The sequence below is a fragment of the Parahoeflea alexandrii genome (assembly GCF_024105735.1).
Lineage (GTDB): Bacteria > Pseudomonadota > Alphaproteobacteria > Rhizobiales > Rhizobiaceae > Hoeflea > Hoeflea alexandrii.
Genome location: NZ_JAAAML010000001.1, coordinates 210,303 through 232,843 on the forward strand (window position 1 = coordinate 210,303; position 22,541 = coordinate 232,843).

Genomic DNA, 22,541 nt, shown 5'->3' on the forward strand with positions numbered 1-22,541 from the left:
CGTCAGATCCCACCTGTCCTGGCGCGCCTTGGCAAAGGCTCGGACGAGGTACAGTTCTTCGCCCTAAGTGACAGACAAAAAACCCGGCAGATTTCTTTGCCGGGTCTTGAGGGGTACCGCGCGACTTCAGTCGCGCGGTTGGTGTGTTTCCATCAATCGAAGTTCGGCAAACCGGTCGCTCCGCCCGGAGCAGGCAAGCCGCCAGGCGCAGGGGCTGCGCCCTGATCGGCCGGAGCGGGCTGTTCGCCGAAGCTTGGCATCGCCGGCATGCCGTTTCCGGGTTCTCCAAGGCTGGGCGAGCCGGGCAGGCTGAGGCCACCATCGAGGCTGAGACCCGAGCCCGGCAGGCCAAATCCGCCGCCGCCGATGTTGTTGATCTCCTCGTTGATGTCGCCCTGGTTCATGATCACCGGTTCGGTCTTGTAGTGCGTCACAAGGCCCGGGAAGGCGATCAGGATGCCAAGCATGACGATCTGGATCACGATGAACGGCAGGGTGCCCGTGTAGATCGCCCTAGTCGAAATCGGCTCGATCATCCGGTCTGTGGTTTTGTCGTACCAGGCTTTGATTGGCGCCACCGACCGCAGGTAGAACAGTGCGAACCCGAAGGGCGGCGTCAGGAAGCTGGCCTGCAGGTTGAAACCGAGCAGGACACCGAACCAGATCAGATCGATCCCCAGCTTCTCGGCCACCGGCGCCAGCAACGGCACCATGATGAAGGCAATCTCGAAGAAATCGAGAAAGCAGCCGAGAATGAAGACGACGATCGAAACGGTGATCAGGAAGCCGACCTCTCCACCGGGCAGCGCCAGCAGAAGCTCTTCCACCCAGCGGTCCCCGGAGATACCGTAGAAGGTAAGGGCGAAAACGCGCGCTCCGATCAGGATGAACATCACGAAGGTTGCGAGCTTGGCGGTCGAATCCAGTGCCTGCAGAAGTGTCTTCCGATCAAGCCGGCCCTTCATCAGCGACATGATCAGAGCGCCGGTTGCGCCCATCGCGCCACCTTCGGTGGGTGTGGCGATGCCGAGGAAAATCGTTCCGAGAACGAGGAAGATCAACGCCAGTGGCGGGATCAGCACGATAACAACCTGCTCAGCCATTTTCGACAGATAGCCGAGATTCATGCTGCGATTGAGCAGCGCGAAGGCGTAGGGGATCATGGTGGCGACGAGGGCTGACCAGACTACTCGCGTTTCATAGCGAAGATCGTCGAAGACGAAGTAGTCGCAGACGAAGAACAATGCGACTGCCAAGCCGATAATGACATAAAGCGAGCGTCCGCCGTCACCAAGCGGACGGGCTTCCGGCGGTAGGGCAGGGACCCATTCCGGCTTGATCAGGGTGATTGCGAAGATGTAGGCACAGTACATGCCGACAATGATCAGCGCAGGGAAGAAGGCGCCTACATACATGTCGCCGACTGACCGGCCGAGCTGATCGGCCATCACGATAAGGACCAGAGACGGCGGGATGATCTGTGCAAGTGTGCCGGATGCCGCAATGGTGCCTGCCGCCAGACCGGGATGATAGTTGTAGCGCATCATGATCGGCAGAGAGATGAGCCCCATCGCGATGACGGATGCGGCGACGACGCCAGTGGTTGCTGCAAGCAATGCCCCGACGACGACCACGGCGAAGGCGAGGCCGCCGCGAAGTGTGCCGAAAAGCTGACCAATGGTGTCGAGCAGATCTTCGGCCATGCGCGACCGTTCGAGGATCAGTCCCATGAAGGTGAAGAACGGGATCGCCAGCAGCGTGTCATTGCGCATGATGTCGAAGACACGGTTCATGTTCGCCTGGGCGAGCGGCCAGAACAGACGGATTTCCGGAGAGATGTGGCTGAGTTCCACACCAACGACGAAGAAGTACATGCCGCCGGCGGCGAGGGTGAAAGCTACCGGATAACCGATCAGCAACATCGCCATAACGGTGACGAACATGATGGGTGCGAGGTTGTGGGCAATGAGATCAAGCATTGTTGCCGTCCTTCATTTCAGAGGCTGCTTCGACCTGTGGCGGCATGGAGTGATCATGCCCAGGCTCTTCGTTGATGATGCCGCGAAGAACCGCAATGCGTTTGATGATCTCGGAGAAGGCCTGTGCGGTCAGCAGGATGAAGCCTATCAGAATGCTCAGCTTGGCTGGCCAGATGATCAGGCCGCCTGCATTGCTCGACATTTCTCCGGAGCTGAAGGAGCGCCAGAAGAACGGCCAGGCGAGGTAGGTCATCATCAGGCAGAACGGGAGCAGGAACAGGAAGTGGCCGAACAGATCAATCCAGTCTCGGGTTCTCTTCGACAGGTTGCCGGCGATCACGTCGATCCGGACATGCTCGTTCTTGCGCAGGGTGTACCCCGCTGCCAGCATGAAAACGGCTCCGAAGAGATACCATTGCACCTCCAGCCAGGCATTTGACGACATGTCGAACATTTTGCGGATCGTCGCATTGCCGGCACTGATAAGCACCGCTGCCAGGACAAGCCACGACACGTTGCGTCCAACGAATTCATTGATCCGGTCGATGAGCCGGCTCAATGCCAAAAGACTTCCCATATTGCCCTCCCGATGATTTCACCCCTGTTTGTACAAGGTGTGATCAACCATGGTTCCCGTTTTGCATCACCCATAGCATTTGCAGGATGCTGCGCCAGCCCATATCAGGAAAAACACGCGAAAAGCAACGAGTGGTGCATTAATTTTACCAGTCGATGGGATCGCGGGCGGTGGCTTCAAACCCCGACTGCCGCTATACCGCTTGTTGCATGTGGCAGGAAGAGGTGGATGGTGCTGGCAAGCGAATTGTTCAATGTGTCCGAAGAGGTTGCGCTGGTGACGGGTGGTGGCACCGGAATGGGGTTTGCCATGGCGAGGGCACTGGCGGTCAATGGCGCAAGGCTTGCGCTTGCTGGCAACGATCCGGAAAGCCTTGAAGCCGGGGTGAACTCTATTCTGGAACTTGGCGGACAGGCCGTGGCGGTGCCGATGGATGTGCGCGATGACGACACGATCAGCGCGGGGTTCGACCTTGCCGAGGCAGCCCTCGGCCCGGTGAGCGTGGTGATCAACAATGCCGGTGTCGCGCATCGCGACAAAGCGACACATCTTGCTCGCGAGACACTGCGCAACCTGATGTCCATCAATGTGGAAGGCGCCTTCATGGTGGCCCAGGAAGCTGCGCGGCGGATGATCCGCGACGGTCGCGGTGGGTCGGTCATCAATGTGTCGAGCGTGCTTTCGGAGATGCCGATGCGGCAGGTGTCGGCCTATGGAGCGTCAAAGGCAGCGGTCAGCCAGATGACGCGATGCCTTGCGCTGGAATGGGCCAAACACGGGATCAGGGTCAACGAGATCCGGCCTGGATGGTTCGATACCGGACTGACGGCGCCGTTCCTCAAGGGGCCGGGAGCCAAGATCATGGCCGACCAAAATCCCACGGGACGGCTTGGCGAGACGCATGATCTGGACGGCGTCGTGCTGTTGCTCGCGTCAAAAGCGGGCGCCTATCTCAACGGTAGCTCCATAACCGTCGACGGCGGGCATTCGATCGGCCGTTGAATCGGTCGCCAAAGAGCGTTGCGGCGAAAGATAATTTCGTTTCGGCGTATAGGTCGCCTGTCTGATTGCGCAATCGGAGGCCGGTCATGAAATCGATTGACCGTTTCGAGCGCAGGCCCAAATATCACTTCAAAGTTCACGGGTTGGGAGTAGCCCGTAGCAGGCCGGCATAGCGGTGAGCCCGGCTGCACAGGTTTGAGGAGACCGGAAATGACAGTCCATGATGTTTCGCTCGACGACAAGTTCGACCTGACCAAGGAGCGCATCTTCGTCACTGGATCCCAGGCAGTGGTTCGCCTGCTGATGATGCAACATGAGCGGGACCGTCGGGCAGGTCTCAACACCGCGGGCTTCGTTTCCGGCTATCGTGGATCTCCGCTTGGTGGCCTCGACCAGCAGATCCTGCGTGCGCAGCGCTCCCTGACGGAGCGCAATATCGTGTTCCAGCCGGGTCTGAACGAAGAACTTGCCGCGACAGCTTGCTGGGGAACGCAGCAGTCCGGCCTGGATGGAACCGGCAAGTATGACGGCGTGTTTGCGCTTTGGTACGGCAAGGGCCCTGGCGTCGACCGTTCGGGCGACGTGTTCCGTCACGCAAACCTTGCCGGGTCATCCCGGCATGGCGGCGTGCTGGCGCTGATGGGCGATGACCATACGGCGGAAAGTTCGACCAATGCGCACCAGACCGAGTTCAATTTCATCGACACGATGATTCCGATTCTCAACCCGGCCGGCGTGCAGGAAATGATCGATTACGGCCTGCACGGGTTTGCCATGTCCCGGTTTGCCGGAACCTGGGCCGCTCTCAAATGTGTCAAGGACAACGTCGAATCGACTGCATCGGTGGATGCGGGTGTTGACCGTCTTAAGATCATCCTGCCTGATTTCACAGTGCCTCCGGGCGGGCTCAACATCAGGGCCAACGACCTCGATTTTCTCGGTCAGGAAATGCGGCTGCATGAATACAAGCGCGATGCGGCGAGTGCATATATTCGCGCAAACGGCCTCAACAGGATCATCTATTCAGGCGGGACCAATGCCAAGATCGGCATCCTGACGGTTGGCAAGAACTATCTGGATGTGCGCCAGGCTCTTGACGACCTGGGGATCGACGAGGCGCGGGCCAACCAGATCGGCGTCCGGCTGTTCAAGGTGGCCTGTCCCTGGCCGTTTGATTTGCCCGACATGGCCGAATTCGTCGATGGTCTCGACATGGTGATTGTCGTCGAGGAGAAGCGGTCGCTGCTGGAAAGCCAGTTGCGCGAAGCGCTCTACGGCACCGCGCGCCAGCCGGTGGTGGTCGGCAAGCGCGACGAGCGCGGCGACTGGCTGTTCCCGGTGAAGGGGGCGCTCGATCCCAACGATATCGCCGTCGCCGTCGGCGAACGCGTCCTGAAGGTAATCGGATACGCTGAAGACATTGACGCCAAGGTGAAGCGCATCCGCCAGTTCCAGAGCATGCTGGCGACTGTTTCGGACGTGTCGACGCGCACGCCCTATTTCTGCTCGGGGTGCCCGCACAATTCCTCGACCAAGGTTCCGGAGGGCTCGGTTGCCGCAGCCGGGATCGGATGTCATTTCATGTCGTTGTGGATGGATAGGGATACAAGCGGGTTCACGCAAATGGGCGGCGAGGGGGCGCAGTGGGTCGGCCAGGCGCCATTCACCACGCGTGAGCATATCTTCCAGAACCTCGGGGACGGTACTTACAACCATTCCGGTGTTCTGGCGTTGCGGTTTGCGATCGCCTCGGGCGCCAACATCACCTACAAGATCCTCTACAATGATGCCGTTGCGATGACGGGTGGACAGACCCATGAAGGCGGGCTGACCGCTGACGCCATTGCGCGCCAGGTTCGCGCCGAAGGTGTCGAACGTATCGCTCTGGTCAGCGATGATCCGGACAGGTATCCGGCAGGCACGGCCTGGCCGTCCGCAATGAGCATTCATCACCGCTCCGAGATGGATGCCGTGCAACGCGAACTGCGGGACGTGCCGGGTGTGACGGTTCTGATCTATGATCAGACCTGCGCTGCCGAGAAGCGGAGGCGCAGGAAGCGGGGCACCTATCCCGATCCGGACAAACGGGTCTTCATCAATGAACTGGTCTGTGAGGGTTGCGGTGACTGCGGTGTCCAGTCGAACTGCGTTTCGATCCAGCCTGTCGAAACCGAATTCGGGCGCAAGCGCAAGATCGACCAGTCCAGCTGCAACAAGGACTATTCCTGTATCGAGGGGTTTTGTCCGTCGTTCGTAACCGTGCATGGCGGACGCATCCGCAAGGCGGACACCACTGTGCTCAAATCGGCGCCCGATCCCCTGGAAGGGCTGCCGGATCCCCAAGTTGCCTCCCTCAACCATGGTTGGGCATCGATCATCGATGGCGTTGGTGGAACCGGCGTGGTGACAATTGGCGCCATTCTGGGCATGGCCGCGCATCTGGAAGGCAAGGGATGCGGCATGATCGACATGGCCGGCCTGGCGCAGAAGGGCGGGGCGGTGTTTTCCCATGTCCGCATCGCCAGCAAGCCTGAAGACATTCACGCCATCCGAATTTCCGCGGGCAAGGCCGACCTGGTGCTTGGCTGTGATCTGGTTGTTTCGGGATCCCGGAAGGTGCTGACGTCGGTGCGTGAAGGTGAAACCGCGTTCCTGGTCAACACCAGTGAGGTCATGCCAGGCGATTTCACCCGCAATGCGGACTTTTCCCTGCCGACGGAGCGGCTGAAGCGGGCGATTGTCAAGGCTGCCGGAGCGGATCGCACCAGTTTCTTCAACGCGACGCTCGCAGCCACGCGCCTGTTCGGCAACGCCATCGCGGCCAACATGTTCATGCTGGGAATGGCGTCGCAAAAGGGTGCCCTGCCTCTGACACCTGCCTCGGTGGAGGAAGCCATTCGTCTCAATGGCCAGGCGGTGACGATGAACATCGCGGCTTTCCGCTGGGGCAGGAAGGCGGCGCATGACCCGCAGTCCGTCGAGGCGCTGATGTCCGACCAGCCTGGGGCCGCGGAGCCTGCGGCCAAGGAAACCGTTGCCGACATCATCGACCGCCGAGCGGAGTTTCTCCGCGGCTACCAGAACAAGGCCTGGGCCGTGAAATACCGGGAAACGCTGCAACCGCTTGTGGAAGCCGAAGTGCTTGCCTGCGGCGAAGCGGGGCCGGTTTCCGAGGCTGCCGCGCGTTCGTTGTTCAAGCTGATGGCGATCAAGGATGAGTACGAAGTGGCGCGTCTTTACAGCGATGGCAGCTTCAAGCGGCAGCTGGGTAGACAGTTCGAGAGTTATGACAAGCTCGAATACCACATGGCACCCCCGGTACTTGGACGCAAGGACGCCAACGGCCACCCGAAGAAAACCTCTTTTGGTGGAGCAATGAGGGTGCTGTTTCCTGTTCTGGCGACGCTCAAGGTGTTGCGAGGAACGCCTCTTGATATGTTCGGCTACAGTGACGAACGGCGTATGGAGCGCGAGATCCTGGCAGTGTTTGTGGATGAATTGAAGCAGATCTGCGTTGCCCTGCGGAGGGATAATTCTGACCAGATTTCGGAGTTTCTTGCATATCCCATGAAAATAAAAGGTTACGGGCACGTCAAGAAGCGTAATTTCAAGTCAATATTTCCCGAGAAAGAGAAATCCAAGAAGTCAATCCTTGAAGGAGTTTCCAGACCTGATTCAATTGCTGCGGAATAACTTTTCAAGTTACTTTAGTATTTCCTAATTATTAACTTGTTAACCGAGATTTTGGAAACGATAATTCATTGAGATTGTTGTCCAAAATGGGTGTCGGATAAATGTGTTCTTAATTTCCCTCTGGTACGTTGCTGTCTCAGATTCAGGGATTAGTGTTCATGCAGCCCGCAGACAACACAACATTTGCAGACGAGGTTCGTCTGTCCTTCGTTGCCTCGCTTTATCAAAAGCGGGGCACGTTGGCTGCAGGGATGGTGGCCCATCTCGTCACGACCCTGGCTATCTATCTGCGTATCGATGATCCTTTCTATCTCTATGCCGCCCTGGCCCTGTTCGTGACCTGGGCAGCGCGGACCCTCGACATGATGGCCTTCGACCGGAAGGACAAATCGACTTTCAAGCTGGCAGACACGTTGCGTTGGGAGAAGCGCTATGTCGCCGGCTCCCTCGTCGCGGCCTTCATTTTGGGGACCGTTTGTGGTCATGCGCTTGTCATGGCGCAGGATCCGTTTGCCGAACTTGCGGCCATTTCGGTCACCATCGCCACGATGATCTCGGTGGTCGGGCGGAACTTTGGCTCTAAACTCAACGTCGACATGATCATCCTCGCCGCCTGCCTGCCGATGATGGCGGGCTTCCTGATGGCGCGGGACCCGTTCATGATGGTTCTTGCGGTGCTGCTGCTGCCGCTTTTCCTGACGACACGCTCGATGGCCAATGGCGTGCGTGATTTCCTTTTCAACTCGGTTACCGCCGAACGGAAGACCGCGGAAATTGCCGAAAGATTTGATACTGCTCTCAACAACATGTCCCATGGCCTGTTCATGCTTGACGGGGACGGGCGGATAGAAGTCGCCAACCGCAAGGCACGCGAATTCTTCAGCATTGACAGGAACACGGACCTGACCGGGCGCGCGCTCAAAGCCGCGTTGAGGCTGGGTACCCGCAATGGAGTGATCGCGAAAGAGAATTTCGGGCAAATCAACCAGCATCTCGACAGTCTCGTCAGTGGTCGGGATGATCGGGCCCTGGTGCGGTTTGACAAGACAACCTGGCTTGAATTCACCGCGCGCTATCGCGGCGAAAAGGGCGTGGTGCTGATATTCGAAGATGTGTCCGAACGGATCCAGTCCGAGAAGCGTATCCTGCACATGGCGCGGTTTGACAATCTTACCAACCTGCCAAACCGGTCCTGGTTCAAGGAAGTGGTTGGTATGAAGATTGCCAGCGCAAAGCCGGGCCAACAATTGGCGCTGGCCGTGCTGGACATTGATGATTTCAAGCATGTCAACGACACGATGGGTCACGTCAACGGCGACAAGCTGCTGTGTGCGATCGCCAACAGGCTCCGCTCGCTGTCGCGGCCGAAATTCGTGGTTTCGCGTTTCGGTGGTGATGAGTTCGTGCTGTTCCTGCCCGAGGTGAAGGATCTCGATGATCTTCACGCCACGATGGATCACGTGATCGACACGTTGCGCGGAACCTACATCATTGACGGGCACAAGCTCTTCATCAGCCTTTCGGGCGGTGTGGTGATGGCGCCGGTATCGGGCGTTCAGATCGAGGAAATGCATATCCAGGCCGATCTTGCGCTGTATGAGGCAAAGCGGCGGGACAAGAACCGATGGACCCTGTTCGAGGCTTCCATGGACCAGCGCTATTCGGAGCGCCAGGGCATGAAGGCGGCGTTGCGTGAGGCGATCCGGACCGGGGCAATGGACCTGTTCTATCAGCCGATGTTCAACACCCAGGGCACCCGGATCGTGGGTGCTGAAGCGCTTTCCCGCTGGATTCATCCTGAGCTGGGGCCGGTCTCGCCGGCGGTCTACATTCCGCTTGCCGAAGAAATGGGAATCATCAGCGAACTGACGCGGTGCGTAATCGAGCGCGCCTTGCAGGATGCGGCGAACTGGCCGGGGAACCTTCAGGTCTCGGTCAATCTCTCCGCTCATGATCTCAATGACAGGGCGATCATTTCGGTGATTGCCGACGCTCTCGACCGCACCGACCTACCGCCCGGCCGGCTGCAACTGGAGATCACCGAAAGCGGTCTCATGAATGACCTGAAGACCGCGCGCGAAATCCTCACGGAACTTCGTTCCATGGGCCTGTCGATCGCCATCGACGATTTCGGTACCGGTTACTCCAGCCTGAGTTATCTCGACATGCTGCCGCTCAACAAGGTCAAGATCGACCGGTCGTTCGTGCGGGATCTGACCAAGGATCCGAAAAAGCTGAAGCTGCTGCGGGGAGTGGTCCACCTTGCCCGTGAGCTCGGACTTGAGGTGGTTGTCGAGGGTGTTGAAACCGAAGATCAGCTGGTGATGATCAGCGAAAACAATTGCGCCGATATCATCCAGGGATACATTTTCGGCACCCCGATGCCGCACGGATCCTTTATCGAGCTGGCAAACAAGCTGTCCAGCAACCCGCGACGGCTTAGCGTTGTCGGCGAGGCGGAGCAGGTGCGGAAGTCCGGCAACTAAGGCGTTCGCCGCACATACAGTCACAAGCTCTCGTCTGGTTGTAGGCAAAACGAGCTTGCAATTAGACCGATGAATTCTCCCCGGCATTTTTTCATAGCGTCATTGTTTTTCCATCGCAATTTCAGGTTTCGTTAACCTTAATGAAGGGTTAGCGCGCTGAAGCCGGCCTGGCGCGATTGATTAAGACAAATTTAACGATAAGCTTTCGTCGTACGCAACGATGAGGACTTGTCATCAATGGCCAATGCGGCTCAAGGCAAAATTACGGGCTTCAGTGCAAGCGTCATGCGCTTCCTGGAGAGCATCGAGTATCGCCGCGTCGACAACGCGAACGATCTCGAGGATGTTGCCCGTATTCGCTACAAGGCCTTCACCATGGTGGGGCTTGCGCCGCAGAATGGCTCATTGCTGATCGACGACCTTGATTTCAAGCCCAATGCCCATGTGATGGGCATCTATTTCGACGAACAACTGGTGTCGACCATCCGCGTTCATCACGTGACCTCCGCACAGCGCGATAGCGTTGCGGTTTCGCATTTTCCCGACGTTATGAACCCCTTGCTGGATGCCGGCCAGACGTTCATCGATCCAGTCAGGTTTGCAGCTGACCCGGATATCATGCGCGAGTATCCTGCCCTGCCGTACCTGACCCTCAGGGTCGCGACCATGGCCACAGATTATTTTCACACGGACTACTGCCTCTCGGTAATCAAGCCGAATCATCGGGCTTTCTACAAGCGGATCTTCAATTCCCATCCGCTTGTGGAGCCGAGGTATTTTGAAAAATACGACAGCAATATCGAGCTGCATGCGTCCAATGCGCATGTCGAATTGCAGAATATCTATGACCGTTTTCCATTTTTCAATTCCCAACTCTGCGAGCGCCGACTGATGTTCGCGCCAAGGCAGGAACTGTACATGCCGCCGCTGACCATCCGGCCGACGGCACGCTATGCACTCCAGCAGGCCGGCTGATCAATCGGCACGTTCATGCGGCTGTCTGGCTGAGGCGCGGGTGAGAATGCGCCGGGGCTTTGCCACCGTCCTGTGACCTGATGTCCATTGCACAATGGTCGAGGTTTGTGTAATCCGTGCATGAATTGCCAATTGGGGAGCTACAGTATGGCTGAACAGATGAACGGTCCTGCCGAAACCGGTGCTGCTATGGATTATTCCGAGCATGAAAAAACCTATGCGCTGTTTCTGGCAGGCGCCAAGTACGGGACAATCGTGATTGTCGCCTTGCTCATCGCAATGGCCGTGTACTTCTTTACCGGCGCAGGTGCGATAACCGGTATCCTGTCATTCATCGTTCTGAGCATCGGCGGCAGCCTTCTCGCCCGTTGAACGTTCGCCGCGTGTTGGTATCGGATCCCGTCTGATCCGTCTCGACTCGTCTCATCCTGTTTGCCAAAGGAGGGGCTCTCGTGGGCGCCATCGTTTTTGTAGCCAAAGAATCAGATTCACTGGAATCGCGCGTTGCCGCGTCGCCGGAGACCGTAAAGAAGATGACCGCGCTTGGTCTCGATGTCATCGTGCAGAAAGGCGCCGGCGAGAAATCGCGGATTGCTGACGCGGACTTCGTTGCAGCCGGCGCAAAGGCCGGGACAGCCGCGGATGCGAAGAAGGCCGATGTCGTGCTTCGTGTGCGGCGTCCGTCCGAGACCGAAATCAAGTCTCTCAAATCCGGCGCGATCGTGCTGGCGCAGATGGATCCTTACGGCAACGAGAAGGCCCTTGCGGCTCTGGCCAAGGCAGGTGTTACCGCTTTCGCCATGGAACTGATGCCGCGGATCACGCGCGCTCAATCGATGGATGTGCTGTCCTCGCAGGCAAACCTTGCGGGATACCAGGCCGTGATCGAAGCGGCGCATGTGTTTGACAGGGCGATGCCGATGATGATGACCGCAGCGGGCACGGTCCCTGCCGCCAAGGTGTTCGTCATGGGTGCCGGCGTGGCAGGACTGCAAGCAATTGCAACAGCCCGCCGTCTCGGAGCGGCGGTTTCGGCGACCGACGTGCGGCCTGCCGCCAAGGAACAGGTTGCCTCGCTTGGTGCCAAGTTTATCGCCGTCGAGGACGATGAGTTCAAAGCAGCGGAAACCTCGGGCGGGTACGCCAAGGAAATGTCGAAGGAATATCAGGCCAAGCAGGCCGCCTTGGTCGCAGATCACATTTCCAAGCAGGACATCGTCATCACCACGGCACTTATTCCCGGGCGTCCGGCGCCCAAGCTGATCTCCAAGGACATGCTCAAGAGCATGCGTCTCGGCTCGGTCGCGGTCGATCTCGCGGTCGAGCGTGGCGGCAATATCGAAGGCTCCAAGGCGGGAGAAACCGTCACGGTCGATGGAGTGACAGTGATCGGCATCCTCAACATGCCTGGCCAGATCGCGGCAAGCGCATCGCTTCTTTATGCGAAGAACCTGCTGACATTCCTGGACACGATGATCGACAAGGAAGCCAAGACGGTTTCCGTGAACATGGAAGACGAGTTGGTCAAAGCAACCGCGCTTACCCATGGTGGTGCCGTCGTCCATCCGGCCTTTGGTGGCGAAACAAGCAAGGGAGCAGCATGATGGCAGGGTCCGCACTTGATACCGCTCTTGAAAACCTGGAGCAGGCCGTAAGCGCTGTCCGGGCAGCTGCGGAAAATGCCGGTCCCGCCGGTGATGGCGTGGCTGCCGCGGTTCATGCCGCAAGCGGCGGCGCGATCGATCCGTTCGTCTTCCGGCTGGCGATCTTCGTGCTGGCGATCTTCGTGGGATACTACGTGGTCTGGTCGGTGACGCCGGCGCTGCACACACCGCTGATGGCGGTCACGAACGCGATCTCCTCCGTCATCGTCGTCGGTGCGTTGCTCGCAGTCGGTGCTTCGCTTTCGGGTTGGGCAACCGGGTTCGGATTTGTTGCGCTGGTGCTCGCGTCGGTCAACATCTTTGGTGGCTTCCTCGTCACCCAGCGGATGCTGGCCATGTACAAGAAAAAAGAGAAGTGAGGGCCGGCTGATGTCAGAAAATTTTGCCGCATTCGCCTACCTCGTTTCGGGCGTTCTTTTCATCATGGCTCTGAGGGGCCTTTCGCATCCGACCACCAGCCGCCAGGGCAACCTCTACGGCATGGTCGGCATGGCGATCGCCATCGTGACGACACTGCTTCTGGCGCAACCGTCGTTCGGCGGGTTTGTGCTGATCATCGCGGGTCTTGCCATCGGTGGCGGCGCGGGTGCCTACATTGCCCGCAAGATCGCCATGACGTCGATGCCACAGCTGGTCGCAGGCTTTCACAGCCTTGTCGGCCTTGCCGCCGTGCTGGTTGCTGCTGCGGCGCTCTATTCGCCGCACGCCTTCGGTATCGGCGAGGTGGGCGAGATCCATGCGCAGGCACTCATCGAGATGTCGCTTGGCGTTGCAATCGGTGCCATTACCTTCACCGGATCGATCATCGCGTTCCTGAAGCTGGACGGCCGGATGTCCGGCAAGCCGATCATGCTGCCCATGCGCCATGTCATCAATGCGGCGCTTGCCATTGGCATTGTCGTACTTGTCGGGATGCTGGTGGCGACCGAAAGCTACACCGTTTTCTGGCTGATCGTCGTGCTGTCGCTTGTCTTGGGCGTGCTGATCATCGTTCCGATCGGCGGAGCCGACATGCCGGTGGTGGTGTCGATGCTCAATTCCTATTCGGGCTGGGCTGCGGCCGGTATCGGCTTCACACTCGGCAACCTGGCGCTGATCATCACCGGTGCGCTGGTGGGATCTTCCGGTGCAATCCTGTCCTACATCATGTGCAAGGGCATGAACCGGTCGTTCATATCCGTCATTCTCGGCGGGTTTGGCGGCGAGAGTGCGGCGGCAGGCGACGACGACATCGACCGTACGGTCAAGCTCGGCTCCGCCGACGATGCCGCATTCCTGATGGCCAATGCCTCCAAGGTGATCATCGTGCCAGGCTACGGCATGGCAGTCGCCCAGGCGCAGCACGCAACCCGCGAACTGGCAGACAAGCTCAAGGAGCAGGGTGTTGAGGTGAAGTATGCCATCCACCCGGTGGCCGGTCGCATGCCCGGCCACATGAACGTGCTGCTGGCGGAAGCGAATGTGCCGTATGACGAGGTCTTCGAACTCGAGGACATCAACTCGGAATTCGCACAGGCCGACGTGGCCTATGTGATCGGCGCCAATGACGTGACCAACCCGGCAGCACGCGACGACAAGTCCTCGCCGATCTACGGCATGCCGATCCTGGATGTCGACAAGGCCCGTACCTGTCTCTTCGTCAAGCGGTCGCTCGGTTCAGGCTATGCCGGTATCGACAACACGCTGTTCTACAAGGACGGCACGATGATGCTGCTGGGCGATGCCAAGAAGATGACCGACGACATCGTCAAGGCGATCGAACACGGCTGAGCATTAAGCGCGAAGCTGAAATGGAAAGGCCCGGAACAAGTGTCCGGGCCTTTCTTGCATTGTGGATGCTGATTGTTCGATCAGTCGGCGATCGAGCGTAGCTGCAGTTCCGCAATGCCGATGGCGACATTGACGCCTTCCTGCGCCTGAACGCTGACAGGCTGGAGCGAGAATGTGTCGTCCGAGCCGCCGACCAGCAGGTTGACGCCGGCGCCGGCCGCTGCGGTGGCTTCGGCAGAGACGCCCTGATAATCGCCGGAAAGCGAGCCGGGCTGGTACTCGTAGTCCGTGGTCGGTGCAAGAACGATCCACTGGATGACGGTGGTCCCGGTCACACCAATGTCCAGTCCGAATTTGTTGATGACGCCGAAATAGGCTTCAGTAGGGGCGGTGGCGTTTGCCGGCGTGTACTCGCAGGAAAGGTCCTTGGAGGAGCCGAAGATAAATCCAGTGCCGCCATCGACGACGCATTCCAGCAGTCCCAGTTCAACGCTGTCCGCCTGTGAGGGAACGGCTGAAGCGCCAAGTGCGATGGTAGCGATGGCTGCAGCCGCAGCCGAAATTTTCGTCTTCCCGATCATGTCGAACTCACTTTTCTGTTTGTTGGTTCGACACCACAACGTGCTCGGGTTTCAATGGTTCCGCGGACCTGCTTTTGGATAAGGAGTGAAATCGATCAGCCGCCTGCCTCTGGTCACCACCATGCGCGGTATCCGCTTTTAGTGTCCGGCAGAGTGTTGCGGCTGAGAATGCGACGGAAATGTCAGCGGACGCGGGCAAGCCCATCGACCGCTGGGCGGTACTTGGGATCAAGTTGAGCCGCGCGGGCGTAGGATTTTGCAGCCCGTGCCTTGTCACCGCGACGCTCATAGATCAGCGCCTGATTGGCCCAGGATTCTGCTACCCGCTGGTTGAGCTCGATGGCTCGGTTGAAGTCGGCGAAAGCATTTTCATCGTCGTTCAGCGCGACGTAGGAAATGCCCCGGCCGTTGTAAGGTTCGGGCGAATTCGGAGCCAGCGAAATGGACGCGGAGAAATCCTCGATCGCCTGCGTATGTTCGTTGCGCAACTGTTTGATCAGTCCGCGATTGTGGTAGGCACGCGGATCCGTGGTCTGCAGGCTGATGGCGCGATTGAAATCATTCATCGCCTCGTTGGTCCGCCCGGCCTGGCGATAGAGGTTGCCCCTGCCGATATAGGCTACATCGTAGCGCGGATTGATCTGCAGCGCGCGATTGTAGTCATTGGCGGCCTCGACCAGGTTGCCCATCGACCGGTGGATCAGGGCGCGGTTCGAATAGGCCTGAAAAAAGGACGGGTTGAGCTCGATGGCGCGGTTGAAATCGTCCAGAGCGTTGCGGAACTGACCGGAGCGCCCATAGGCCGACCCGCGCACATTGTAGCCCTCGGGATCGGAAGGGTTCCGCCGGATAACATCGGTCAGCGAGGAGATGTTTTCTTCCGTGCCCTGGGTCCGGTCGATCGAGATCGTGTCGACCGGTGCCGTTGTATTACAGCCTGTCAGTGCGATGGAGATTGCGGAAAACGCAGCCATCAACAACAAGGAACGGGTGCCGGTCGGCCCCCTTCGTTTTGTTTCAACGGCTGAAATCAAGCCCATCGTTCACGCCCCATCATTTGCTTGCCCGGCATCAAGCCGGCCCACCACACGGAAAAAGGCGGAGACGAATACTCGTCTCCGCCTCCAATTCATGCAACCCTAAAAGGGCAAAAAAACGGCTGGATCAGCGAGAAGGCGCTGCGGGGCGACCGCCACCGATAAGACCTTCGCGCTGCGCCCGCTTGCGGGCCAGCTTGCGGACGCGGCGAACGGCTTCTGCCTTCTCGCGAGCCCGCTTCTGCGACGGCTTCTCATAAAAATCACGCATCTTCATTTCGCGGAAAATGCCTTCACGCTGCATTTTCTTCTTGAGAGCGCGGAGCGCCTGATCGACATTGTTATCGCGGACAAGTACCTGCACGTTGATCCCGTTCCTTCGAGTTTTCGGTTGGCTGAAGCAACCCTGGCAAACAAAAATTCCGTTCGTTCGGCCGAGGGCGTTACGATTGAGGTGGCAGATACCAGTTTCGAACGCTCAAGTCCAGTCCCCGGCAACTTGACAATGCAGGTGCCGGAGTATTTTTCATTGCCGTGCAAAACATGCAGGTTTCCAAGGACAGGCTGGAAGGTCCGGGTGCGACAAAGCGCACTGCGACATTCATGGTGGTCCGGAAGTCGCAAAAGAGCCGATGCGGAGCATTCGAATTTGCTCTTGCTTGGTCACGTAATACCAAACCCGTTTGGAGCCAGACAGATATGCGCAAGTACTCTGCTTTTGCCGTTGCCCGCGAGGCAATGCGCGGCCACAAGGGCTGGCCCGAGCAATGGAGCTCGCCCGAGCCGAAAAAGGACTACGACGTTATCATTGTCGGCGCCGGCGGCCACGGGCTTGGAACCGCCTACTATCTGGCCAAAGAGCACGGTATCACCAATATCGCCGTAATCGAAAAGGGCTGGCTCGGCGGCGGCAACACCGGCCGCAACACCACGATTATCCGCTCAAACTATCTCTATGATGAAAGCGCGGGGCTTTACGACCACGCGCTCAAGCTTTGGGACGGGCTGTCGCAGGACCTCAATTACAATGTGATGTATTCGGCGCGTGGCGTGATGATGCTGGCGCACAATGTCCATGACACGCAAGTTTTCAAGCGGCATATCCATGCCAACCGGCTCAACGGCATTGACAATGAATGGTTGACGCCGGAACAGGCCAAGGAATTCTGCCCGCCGCTCAATATCAACCAGTCGGCACGCTATCCGGTAGTGGGTGCGGCCTTGCAGCGCCGCGGCGGCACGGCCCGCCATGATGCGGTGGCCTGGGGTTATGCGCGCGCCGCGGCCGACATGGGCGTTCATATCATCCAGAACTGCGAAGTCACCGGCGTGCGCCGTGCGGCGGACGGATCAGTTTCGGGTGTGGATACCAGCCGTGGTTTCATCGGTGCCAAGAAGGTTGGCATCGTGGCGGCCGGGCACACCTCGGTGATCATGGAAATGGCCGGTGTGCGGATGCCGCTCGAGAGCTACCCGCTGCAGGCGCTGGTCTCCGAGCCGGTCAAGCCGGTTTTCCCTTGCGTGGTCATGTCCAACACGGTCCATGCCTATATCTCGCAGTCGGACAAGGGCGAGCTGGTGATCGGGGCAGGGACCGACCAGTATACGTCCTATTCGCAGACCGGTGGGCTGCACATTCTCAGCCACACACTCGATGCCATCTGCGAGATGTTCCCGATGTTCACACGGATGAAGATGCTGCGCTCCTGGGGCGGCATTGTCGATGTGACGCCCGACCGCTCGCCGATTCTTTCGAAGACCCCGGTGAAGGGGCTCTATGTGAATTGCGGCTGGGGCACCGGCGGCTTCAAGGCCACCCCCGGATCGGCCAATGTTTTTGCGCATACGATCGCGCGTGACGAGCCGCACAAGATCAACGCTCCGTTCACGCTGGAACGATTCCAGACGGGCCGGTTGATCGACGAAGCCGCGGCAGCGGCCGTGGCGCATTGAGGCGCGGGTGATGAACATGCAATCCATCAATCTGGCTGAGAAACTCTCAACCTTCGGCGAGCTTTGGTCCCCCAGGATTGTCGCCGGGTTCAATGGCCATGACGTGATGGTGGTGAAGGTGAATGGCGAGTTCAACTGGCACTCGCATCCCGATACCGATGACCTGTTCCTCGTGCTCTCAGGCAGGCTGACCATCCAGATGCGCGATGGCGATGTCGTGCTGGGGCCAGGCGAGATGTACGTGGTGCCGAAGGGTGTCGAACATTGCCCGCGCGCCGACGAGGAAACCCATCTCGTCATTATCGAGCCTGCCGGCACACCCAATACCGGCGACCCCGAAACCGCCGTGATCAAAACCAAGATCTGACCAAGGACCAAGCGATGCTTCTGATCCATTGTCCCTACTGCCAGGAAGAAAGGCCCGAGCTCGAATTCCGCAACACGGGCGAGGCACATATCGAACGGCCGAAAGACATCGCCGGTATCAGCGACGAGGAGTTCGAGAAGTTCTTCTTCATTCGCGCCAACCCGAAGGGTGTCACCTATGAGCGCTGGCGGCATATTCACGGCTGCGCGCGGTTCTTCAACGCGGTACGCGACACGGTGAGCGACCGTTTTGTCACGACCTACAAGGCGGGCGAACCGCGGGCCGAGGTCGAGCGTGGTGACGACGGTGTGCTGACCGTCAAGGGAGCGGCACAATGAGCGGCGCAAACCGGATCAAGGGCAAGGGCCGGCTGACGCCGGCGAAAACCCTGCGTTTCAAATTCGACAACAGGATTCTGACCGCTGTGGAAGGCGATACGCTGGCTTCGGCGCTGCTTGCCAACGGCATTCACCTGACCGGGCGGTCGTTCAAGTACCACCGGCCGCGAGGCATGCTCTCAGCCGGGCCGGAGGAACCCAATGCGCTGATGGATGTCGGCCGCGATGCGGTGCGGCGGACACCGAACATCCGGGCGACGGTGCAGGAAGTCTATGACGGCATGCAGACCCGGTCGCAGAACCGCTGGCCGTCGCTCGCCTTCGATGTCGGCGGACTCAACAATCTCGCGTCGCCATTCTTCGCGGCTGGCTTTTACTACAAGACCTTCATGTGGCCGAAGGCTGCCTGGAAGAAGATCTACGAGCCGGTGATCCGGGCTGCGGCCGGTCTCGGCGTGGCTCCGAGCGAGCCGGATCCGGACCATTATTCCAACCATTTCGCCCATTGCGATGTGCTGGTGATCGGCGGCGGCGCCACCGGTCTTTCGGCAGCCCTTGCGGCAGCCCATGCCGGTGCGCAAGTGATCCTGTGCGACGAGCAGCCGGAGACCGGCGGCGCGTTTCACCACGAAACCGATGCGACGGTGGATGGTCAGCCGGGCTGGGACTGGGCGCAGGCGGTGACGGCAGAGCTTCGCGCCATGGACAATGTCCGGGTACTGACACGGACCACGGCATTCGGATACCAGGCACAAAACCATGTCGGCCTGGTCGAACGGGTGACCGAGCATCTCGCCAATCCCGATCCGTCCCTGCCGCGCGAGCGGCTCTGGCAGGTCCGGGCCAGGCAGGTGGTGATCGCCACCGGCGCGATCGAGCGGCACATGGTGTTTGCCAACAACGACCGGCCCGGCATCATGCTTGCCTCGGCGGCACGGACCTATCTCAATCACTTCGGTGTCGCGGTCGGCGCCAAGGTCGGGGTCTACACGGCCTGCGATTCGGCCTGGAACGCCGCCTTCGATCTCAAGCAGGCGGGCGTATCGGTGCCGGCGATCGTCGATGTGCGTCCTGATCCAGATCCGGCACTGGTGGCGCGGGCCAAGGAACTCGGTATCGAGGTGTTCGCCGGTCAATCGGTTCTCGACACCTCCGGGAAACTCCGCGTCAAATCTATGAAGGTTGGCAAGGCGTCGGGCGGGTCGACACGGGATATTGCCGTCGATGCTTTGATCATGTCGGCCGGTTGGACACCTTCGGTGCACATGTATTCGCAATCGCGCGGCAAGGTGGTCTGGGACGAGGAAAGCAAACGCTTCCTGCCGGGCCGCAATGTCCAGGATTGCGTCAGCGTCGGTGCCTGCAATGGCGTTGACGATTTGGCCGAAGCGATTGCCGGTGCGATGAAGGCAGGCCATGAGGCGGCACTCTCCGCAGGAGTTGAGGCCGGCAAACCGCCCGCTGCGCCGGACGCGGAGACACAAACCTCCTGGGCTGGAAGCATGATGGGCTCGGCGGGTGGCGCGGGCCCGGACACAACAGTGAAGGCTTTTGTCGACTTCCAGAACGATGTGACCGCCAAGGATATTCGTCTCGCCGTGCGCGAAGGCATGCACTCGATCGAGCACGTGAAGCGCTTCACCACCAATGGCATGGCCACCGATCAGGGCAAGACCTCCAACATTCACGGCCTGGCAATTGCCGCCGAAATGCTCGACAAGCCCTTGCCCCAGGTGGGACTGACCACGTTCCGCTCGCCCTACACGCCGGTGACGTTCGGCGCGATCGTCAATCATTCGCGCGGAGCGCTGTTCGACCCGACCCGGCTGACGCCGATGCACGGCTGGGAAGAAACCCAAGGTGCTGTGTTTGAGGATGTCGGCCAGTGGAAACGGGCATGGTATTACCCGCGTGCCGGCGAGGACATGCACCAGGCGGTCAACCGCGAGTGCCGCACTGTGCGCGAGGTTGCCGGCATGTTCGACGCCTCGACGCTGGGCAAGATCGAGGTGGTCGGTCCCGACGCGGCGGAGTTCCTCAATCTGATGTACACCAATGGCTGGGACAAGCTGGAGCCGGGCCGCTGCAAATACGGCATCATGCTGCGCGAGGACGGCTTCATCTATGATGATGGCGTGGTTGGGCGTCTGGCCGAGGACCGCTTTCATGTGACCACGACGACCGGCGGCGCGCCGCGGGTCATGCACCATATGGAAGACTATCTGCAGACCGAGTTTCCCCATCTCAAGGTCTGGCTGACATCGACGACCGAGCAATGGGCGGTAATCGCCGTACAGGGGCCGAAAGCGCGTGAGATCATCGCGCCACTGGTCGAAGACATCGATCTTTCCAATGAGGCGATGCCGCATATGAGCGTCCGCGAGGGCAAGATCAGCGGTGTGCCGACACGGCTGTTCCGAATGTCGTTCACCGGGGAAGCCGGCTTCGAGGTCAATGTTCCGGCCGATTACGGTAAGGCGGTCTGGAAGGCGCTGTGGGAACGGGCAGAGCCGCTTGGCGCCTGCGCTTATGGTACCGAGACCATGCACGTACTGCGCGCAGAGAAGGGCTATATCATCGTCGGCCAGGATACCGATGGCACGGTGACACCCGATGACGCGGGCCTGAACTGGGCGGTTGCCAAGAAGAAGGCCGATTTTGTCGGCATCCGCGGCATGAAACGGCCGGATCTGGTGGCAAGCGGCCGCAAGCAGCTTGTCGGTCTCGTCACCAAGGATCCGAACACGGTTCTCGAGGAAGGCGCTCAGATCGTTGCCGATCCGAACCAGACGGTTCCCATGACGATGATCGGTCACGTGACATCCTCCTACTGGTCGGAGAACTGTGGCCGGTCGATTGCAATGGGTGTGGTCATTGACGGGCGGTCGATCAAGGGCAAGACGCTTTACGTGCCGATGCCCGACAAGACCATCGAAGTGGAAGTCACGGACACCGTGTTCATCGACAAGGAAGGAGTGCGCCTGAATGGCTGATATCGCTCACGCCAATCGCATCGAACCGTTATCAGGCCGCGTCGGCGGAGCCGCGGGTGTCAGCTTGACGCCTGCTGGTGCCGCTTATCGCGTTTCGTTGCGTGTCGACCCGGCCGCAGCCAAGACCGTTTCCAAGAAGCTTGGTCTTGAGTTGCCGATGACCCCGAAGACATCCGTTCAGAACGACAAGGGGCGGCTGGCCGCATGGCTTGGCCCGGACGAATGGCTGATCATCGATGAAAACGCCGATCCGCTGAAGGATCTTGAGAAAATCACCACGCTACATTCCGCGGTCGACATCTCTCACCGCAACACGGCGGTACTTGTCAGCGGCAATGGCGCGCGGGCAACGGTGCAAAGCGGCTGTCCGCAGAACCTGAGTGACAGGGTCTTTCCGGTCGGTTCAGCCACCCGTACGGTGATGGGTAAGATTGAGGTGGTGATCATTCGGACCGGCGAGGACGACTACAGGGTGGAATGCTGGCGTTCGTTTTCAGATTATGCTTTCATTCTGCTTTCGGAAGCGGCGAGGGATTGCCTGGCCTGATTGCCGGGTAGGAATTCCGGCGGAGGCGGCAACTCGTTTGGGATCGTCAGTCGACGTTCAATCGTCCGAAGGGCGATCCTTGGGGTCAAACTGGATGATGGTTTGCCAATTGGCGACCAGCGCCGGCTTTTTGGAATTCTCGATCTCGATGGTCACCACATAAGTGGTCATCAGCATGCCGGCGCCGCGAAACCGGGCCGATTCCAGCACGAAGCGGCCGCGGACACGCGCGCCAGCAGGCACCGGGGCCATGAAGCGGATCTTGTCGAAGCCGTAATTGATCCCCATCGTCTGCTCACGTATCCTGGGGACGCAATTGTAATTCATCGCCGAAAGCAGCGAGAGGGTCAGGAAACCATGCGCAATGGTTCCGCCAAAGGGCGTCTCTGCTGCACGTTCGGGATCGACGTGAATGAACTGGTGGTCGTCGGTGGCATCGGCAAACTTGTCGATGCGGGATTGCGGGACCTCCATCCAGTCGGACAGTCCGAGCTCGCTTCCGACGAGGCCCTCGACTTCTGAAAGTGAAATTTCTCGCTGCACAGGTTTCTCCCGATCTCATATGCGGAGGCGTTTTGG

General features: G+C 59.4%; 19 protein-coding genes. 13 read left to right on the forward strand and 6 right to left on the reverse strand.

What is annotated here, in order from left to right; translation table 11 throughout:
- Positions 1–152: 152 nt before the first annotated feature.
- Both GTW23_RS00955 and GTW23_RS00960 read right to left on the reverse strand, forming a co-directional pair.
- On the reverse strand, positions 153–1,979 hold the full coding sequence (locus GTW23_RS00955) for a TRAP transporter large permease (protein WP_152010373.1): 1,827 nt from the start codon (positions 1,977–1,979) through the stop codon (positions 153–155).
- Positions 1,972–2,556 carry a TRAP transporter small permease subunit gene (locus GTW23_RS00960; RefSeq protein ID WP_152010372.1) on the reverse strand — a complete coding sequence of 195 codons (585 nt, stop codon included), beginning with the start codon at positions 2,554–2,556 and terminating at the stop codon, positions 1,972–1,974. The genes GTW23_RS00955 and GTW23_RS00960 overlap by 8 nt, the downstream gene beginning before the upstream one ends.
- 228 nt (positions 2,557–2,784) lie before the next feature.
- Between GTW23_RS00960 and GTW23_RS00965 the strand changes: the two genes are divergently transcribed.
- The 8 genes from GTW23_RS00965 (at position 2,785) to GTW23_RS01000 (ending at position 14,146) form a co-directional block, all read left to right on the forward strand.
- Positions 2,785–3,558, forward strand: coding sequence for an SDR family NAD(P)-dependent oxidoreductase (locus GTW23_RS00965; protein WP_252914285.1), 774 nt, complete (start codon positions 2,785–2,787; stop codon positions 3,556–3,558).
- Positions 3,559–3,768: 210 nt separating this feature from the next.
- Positions 3,769–7,251, forward strand: coding sequence for an indolepyruvate ferredoxin oxidoreductase family protein (locus GTW23_RS00970; protein WP_252914286.1), 3,483 nt, complete (start codon positions 3,769–3,771; stop codon positions 7,249–7,251).
- Positions 7,252–7,409: 158 nt separating this feature from the next.
- Positions 7,410–9,737 (forward strand): putative bifunctional diguanylate cyclase/phosphodiesterase, encoded by a 2,328-nt coding sequence (locus GTW23_RS00975; RefSeq protein WP_252914287.1) that lies wholly within the window; start codon positions 7,410–7,412, stop codon positions 9,735–9,737.
- Between the two features lie 237 nt (positions 9,738–9,974).
- Entirely contained in the window at positions 9,975–10,712 is a 738-nt protein-coding gene (locus tag GTW23_RS00980; protein ID WP_252914288.1) for an N-acyl amino acid synthase FeeM domain-containing protein, read from the forward strand.
- 147 nt (positions 10,713–10,859) lie between these two features.
- Positions 10,860–11,084 (forward strand): aa3-type cytochrome c oxidase subunit IV, encoded by a 225-nt coding sequence (locus GTW23_RS00985; protein ID WP_152010368.1) that lies wholly within the window; start codon positions 10,860–10,862, stop codon positions 11,082–11,084.
- Positions 11,085–11,164: 80 nt separating this feature from the next.
- Positions 11,165–12,316 carry a Re/Si-specific NAD(P)(+) transhydrogenase subunit alpha gene (locus tag GTW23_RS00990; protein ID WP_152010367.1) on the forward strand — a complete coding sequence of 384 codons (1,152 nt, stop codon included), beginning with the start codon at positions 11,165–11,167 and terminating at the stop codon, positions 12,314–12,316.
- Complete coding sequence (locus GTW23_RS00995; protein ID WP_252914289.1) at positions 12,316–12,735, forward strand: NAD(P) transhydrogenase subunit alpha part 2; 420 nt, start codon at positions 12,316–12,318, stop codon at positions 12,733–12,735. Before GTW23_RS00990 ends, GTW23_RS00995 begins: the two co-directional genes overlap by 1 nt.
- 10 nt (positions 12,736–12,745) lie before the next feature.
- Positions 12,746–14,146 carry an NAD(P)(+) transhydrogenase (Re/Si-specific) subunit beta gene (locus GTW23_RS01000; protein WP_152010365.1) on the forward strand — a complete coding sequence of 467 codons (1,401 nt, stop codon included), beginning with the start codon at positions 12,746–12,748 and terminating at the stop codon, positions 14,144–14,146.
- 80 nt (positions 14,147–14,226) lie between these two features.
- Here GTW23_RS01000 and GTW23_RS01005 read toward each other — a convergent pair whose 3' ends face one another.
- From GTW23_RS01005 to rpsU, 3 genes are all read right to left on the reverse strand, one after another.
- Positions 14,227–14,727, reverse strand: coding sequence for a DUF992 domain-containing protein (locus tag GTW23_RS01005; protein WP_252914290.1), 501 nt, complete (start codon positions 14,725–14,727; stop codon positions 14,227–14,229).
- A gap of 182 nt (positions 14,728–14,909) precedes the next feature.
- Positions 14,910–15,701 (reverse strand): tetratricopeptide repeat protein, encoded by a 792-nt coding sequence (locus tag GTW23_RS01010; RefSeq protein WP_252914291.1) that lies wholly within the window; start codon positions 15,699–15,701, stop codon positions 14,910–14,912.
- A 190-nt stretch (positions 15,702–15,891) separates the two neighbouring features.
- Positions 15,892–16,128: a 30S ribosomal protein S21 gene (gene rpsU / locus GTW23_RS01015; protein ID WP_152010362.1), complete on the reverse strand. Its 237-nt coding sequence runs from the start codon at positions 16,126–16,128 to the stop codon at positions 15,892–15,894.
- Positions 16,129–16,463: 335 nt separating this feature from the next.
- Between rpsU and GTW23_RS01020 the strand changes: the two genes are divergently transcribed.
- The 5 genes from GTW23_RS01020 to GTW23_RS01040 are packed head-to-tail and all read left to right on the forward strand — an operon-like array spanning position 16,464 to position 21,962.
- A complete protein-coding gene (locus GTW23_RS01020; protein WP_252914292.1) occupies positions 16,464–17,717 on the forward strand; it encodes a sarcosine oxidase subunit beta in 1,254 nt (417 codons plus the stop codon).
- 16 nt (positions 17,718–17,733) lie between these two features.
- Positions 17,734–18,084, forward strand: a complete 351-nt coding sequence (locus GTW23_RS01025; RefSeq protein ID WP_375590522.1) for a cupin domain-containing protein — start codon at positions 17,734–17,736, stop codon at positions 18,082–18,084.
- Between the two features lie 14 nt (positions 18,085–18,098).
- Entirely contained in the window at positions 18,099–18,422 is a 324-nt protein-coding gene (locus tag GTW23_RS01030; protein WP_152010359.1) for a sarcosine oxidase subunit delta, read from the forward strand.
- A complete protein-coding gene (locus GTW23_RS01035) occupies positions 18,419–21,415 on the forward strand; it encodes a sarcosine oxidase subunit alpha (RefSeq protein ID WP_252914294.1) in 2,997 nt (998 codons plus the stop codon). Before GTW23_RS01030 ends, GTW23_RS01035 begins: the two co-directional genes overlap by 4 nt.
- Complete coding sequence (locus tag GTW23_RS01040) at positions 21,408–21,962, forward strand: sarcosine oxidase subunit gamma (protein ID WP_252914295.1); 555 nt, start codon at positions 21,408–21,410, stop codon at positions 21,960–21,962. Before GTW23_RS01035 ends, GTW23_RS01040 begins: the two co-directional genes overlap by 8 nt.
- Positions 21,963–22,019: 57 nt before the next feature.
- Here GTW23_RS01040 and GTW23_RS01045 read toward each other — a convergent pair whose 3' ends face one another.
- Complete coding sequence (locus GTW23_RS01045; RefSeq protein WP_252914296.1) at positions 22,020–22,505, reverse strand: MaoC family dehydratase; 486 nt, start codon at positions 22,503–22,505, stop codon at positions 22,020–22,022.
- Between the last annotated feature and the right edge of the window lie 36 nt (positions 22,506–22,541).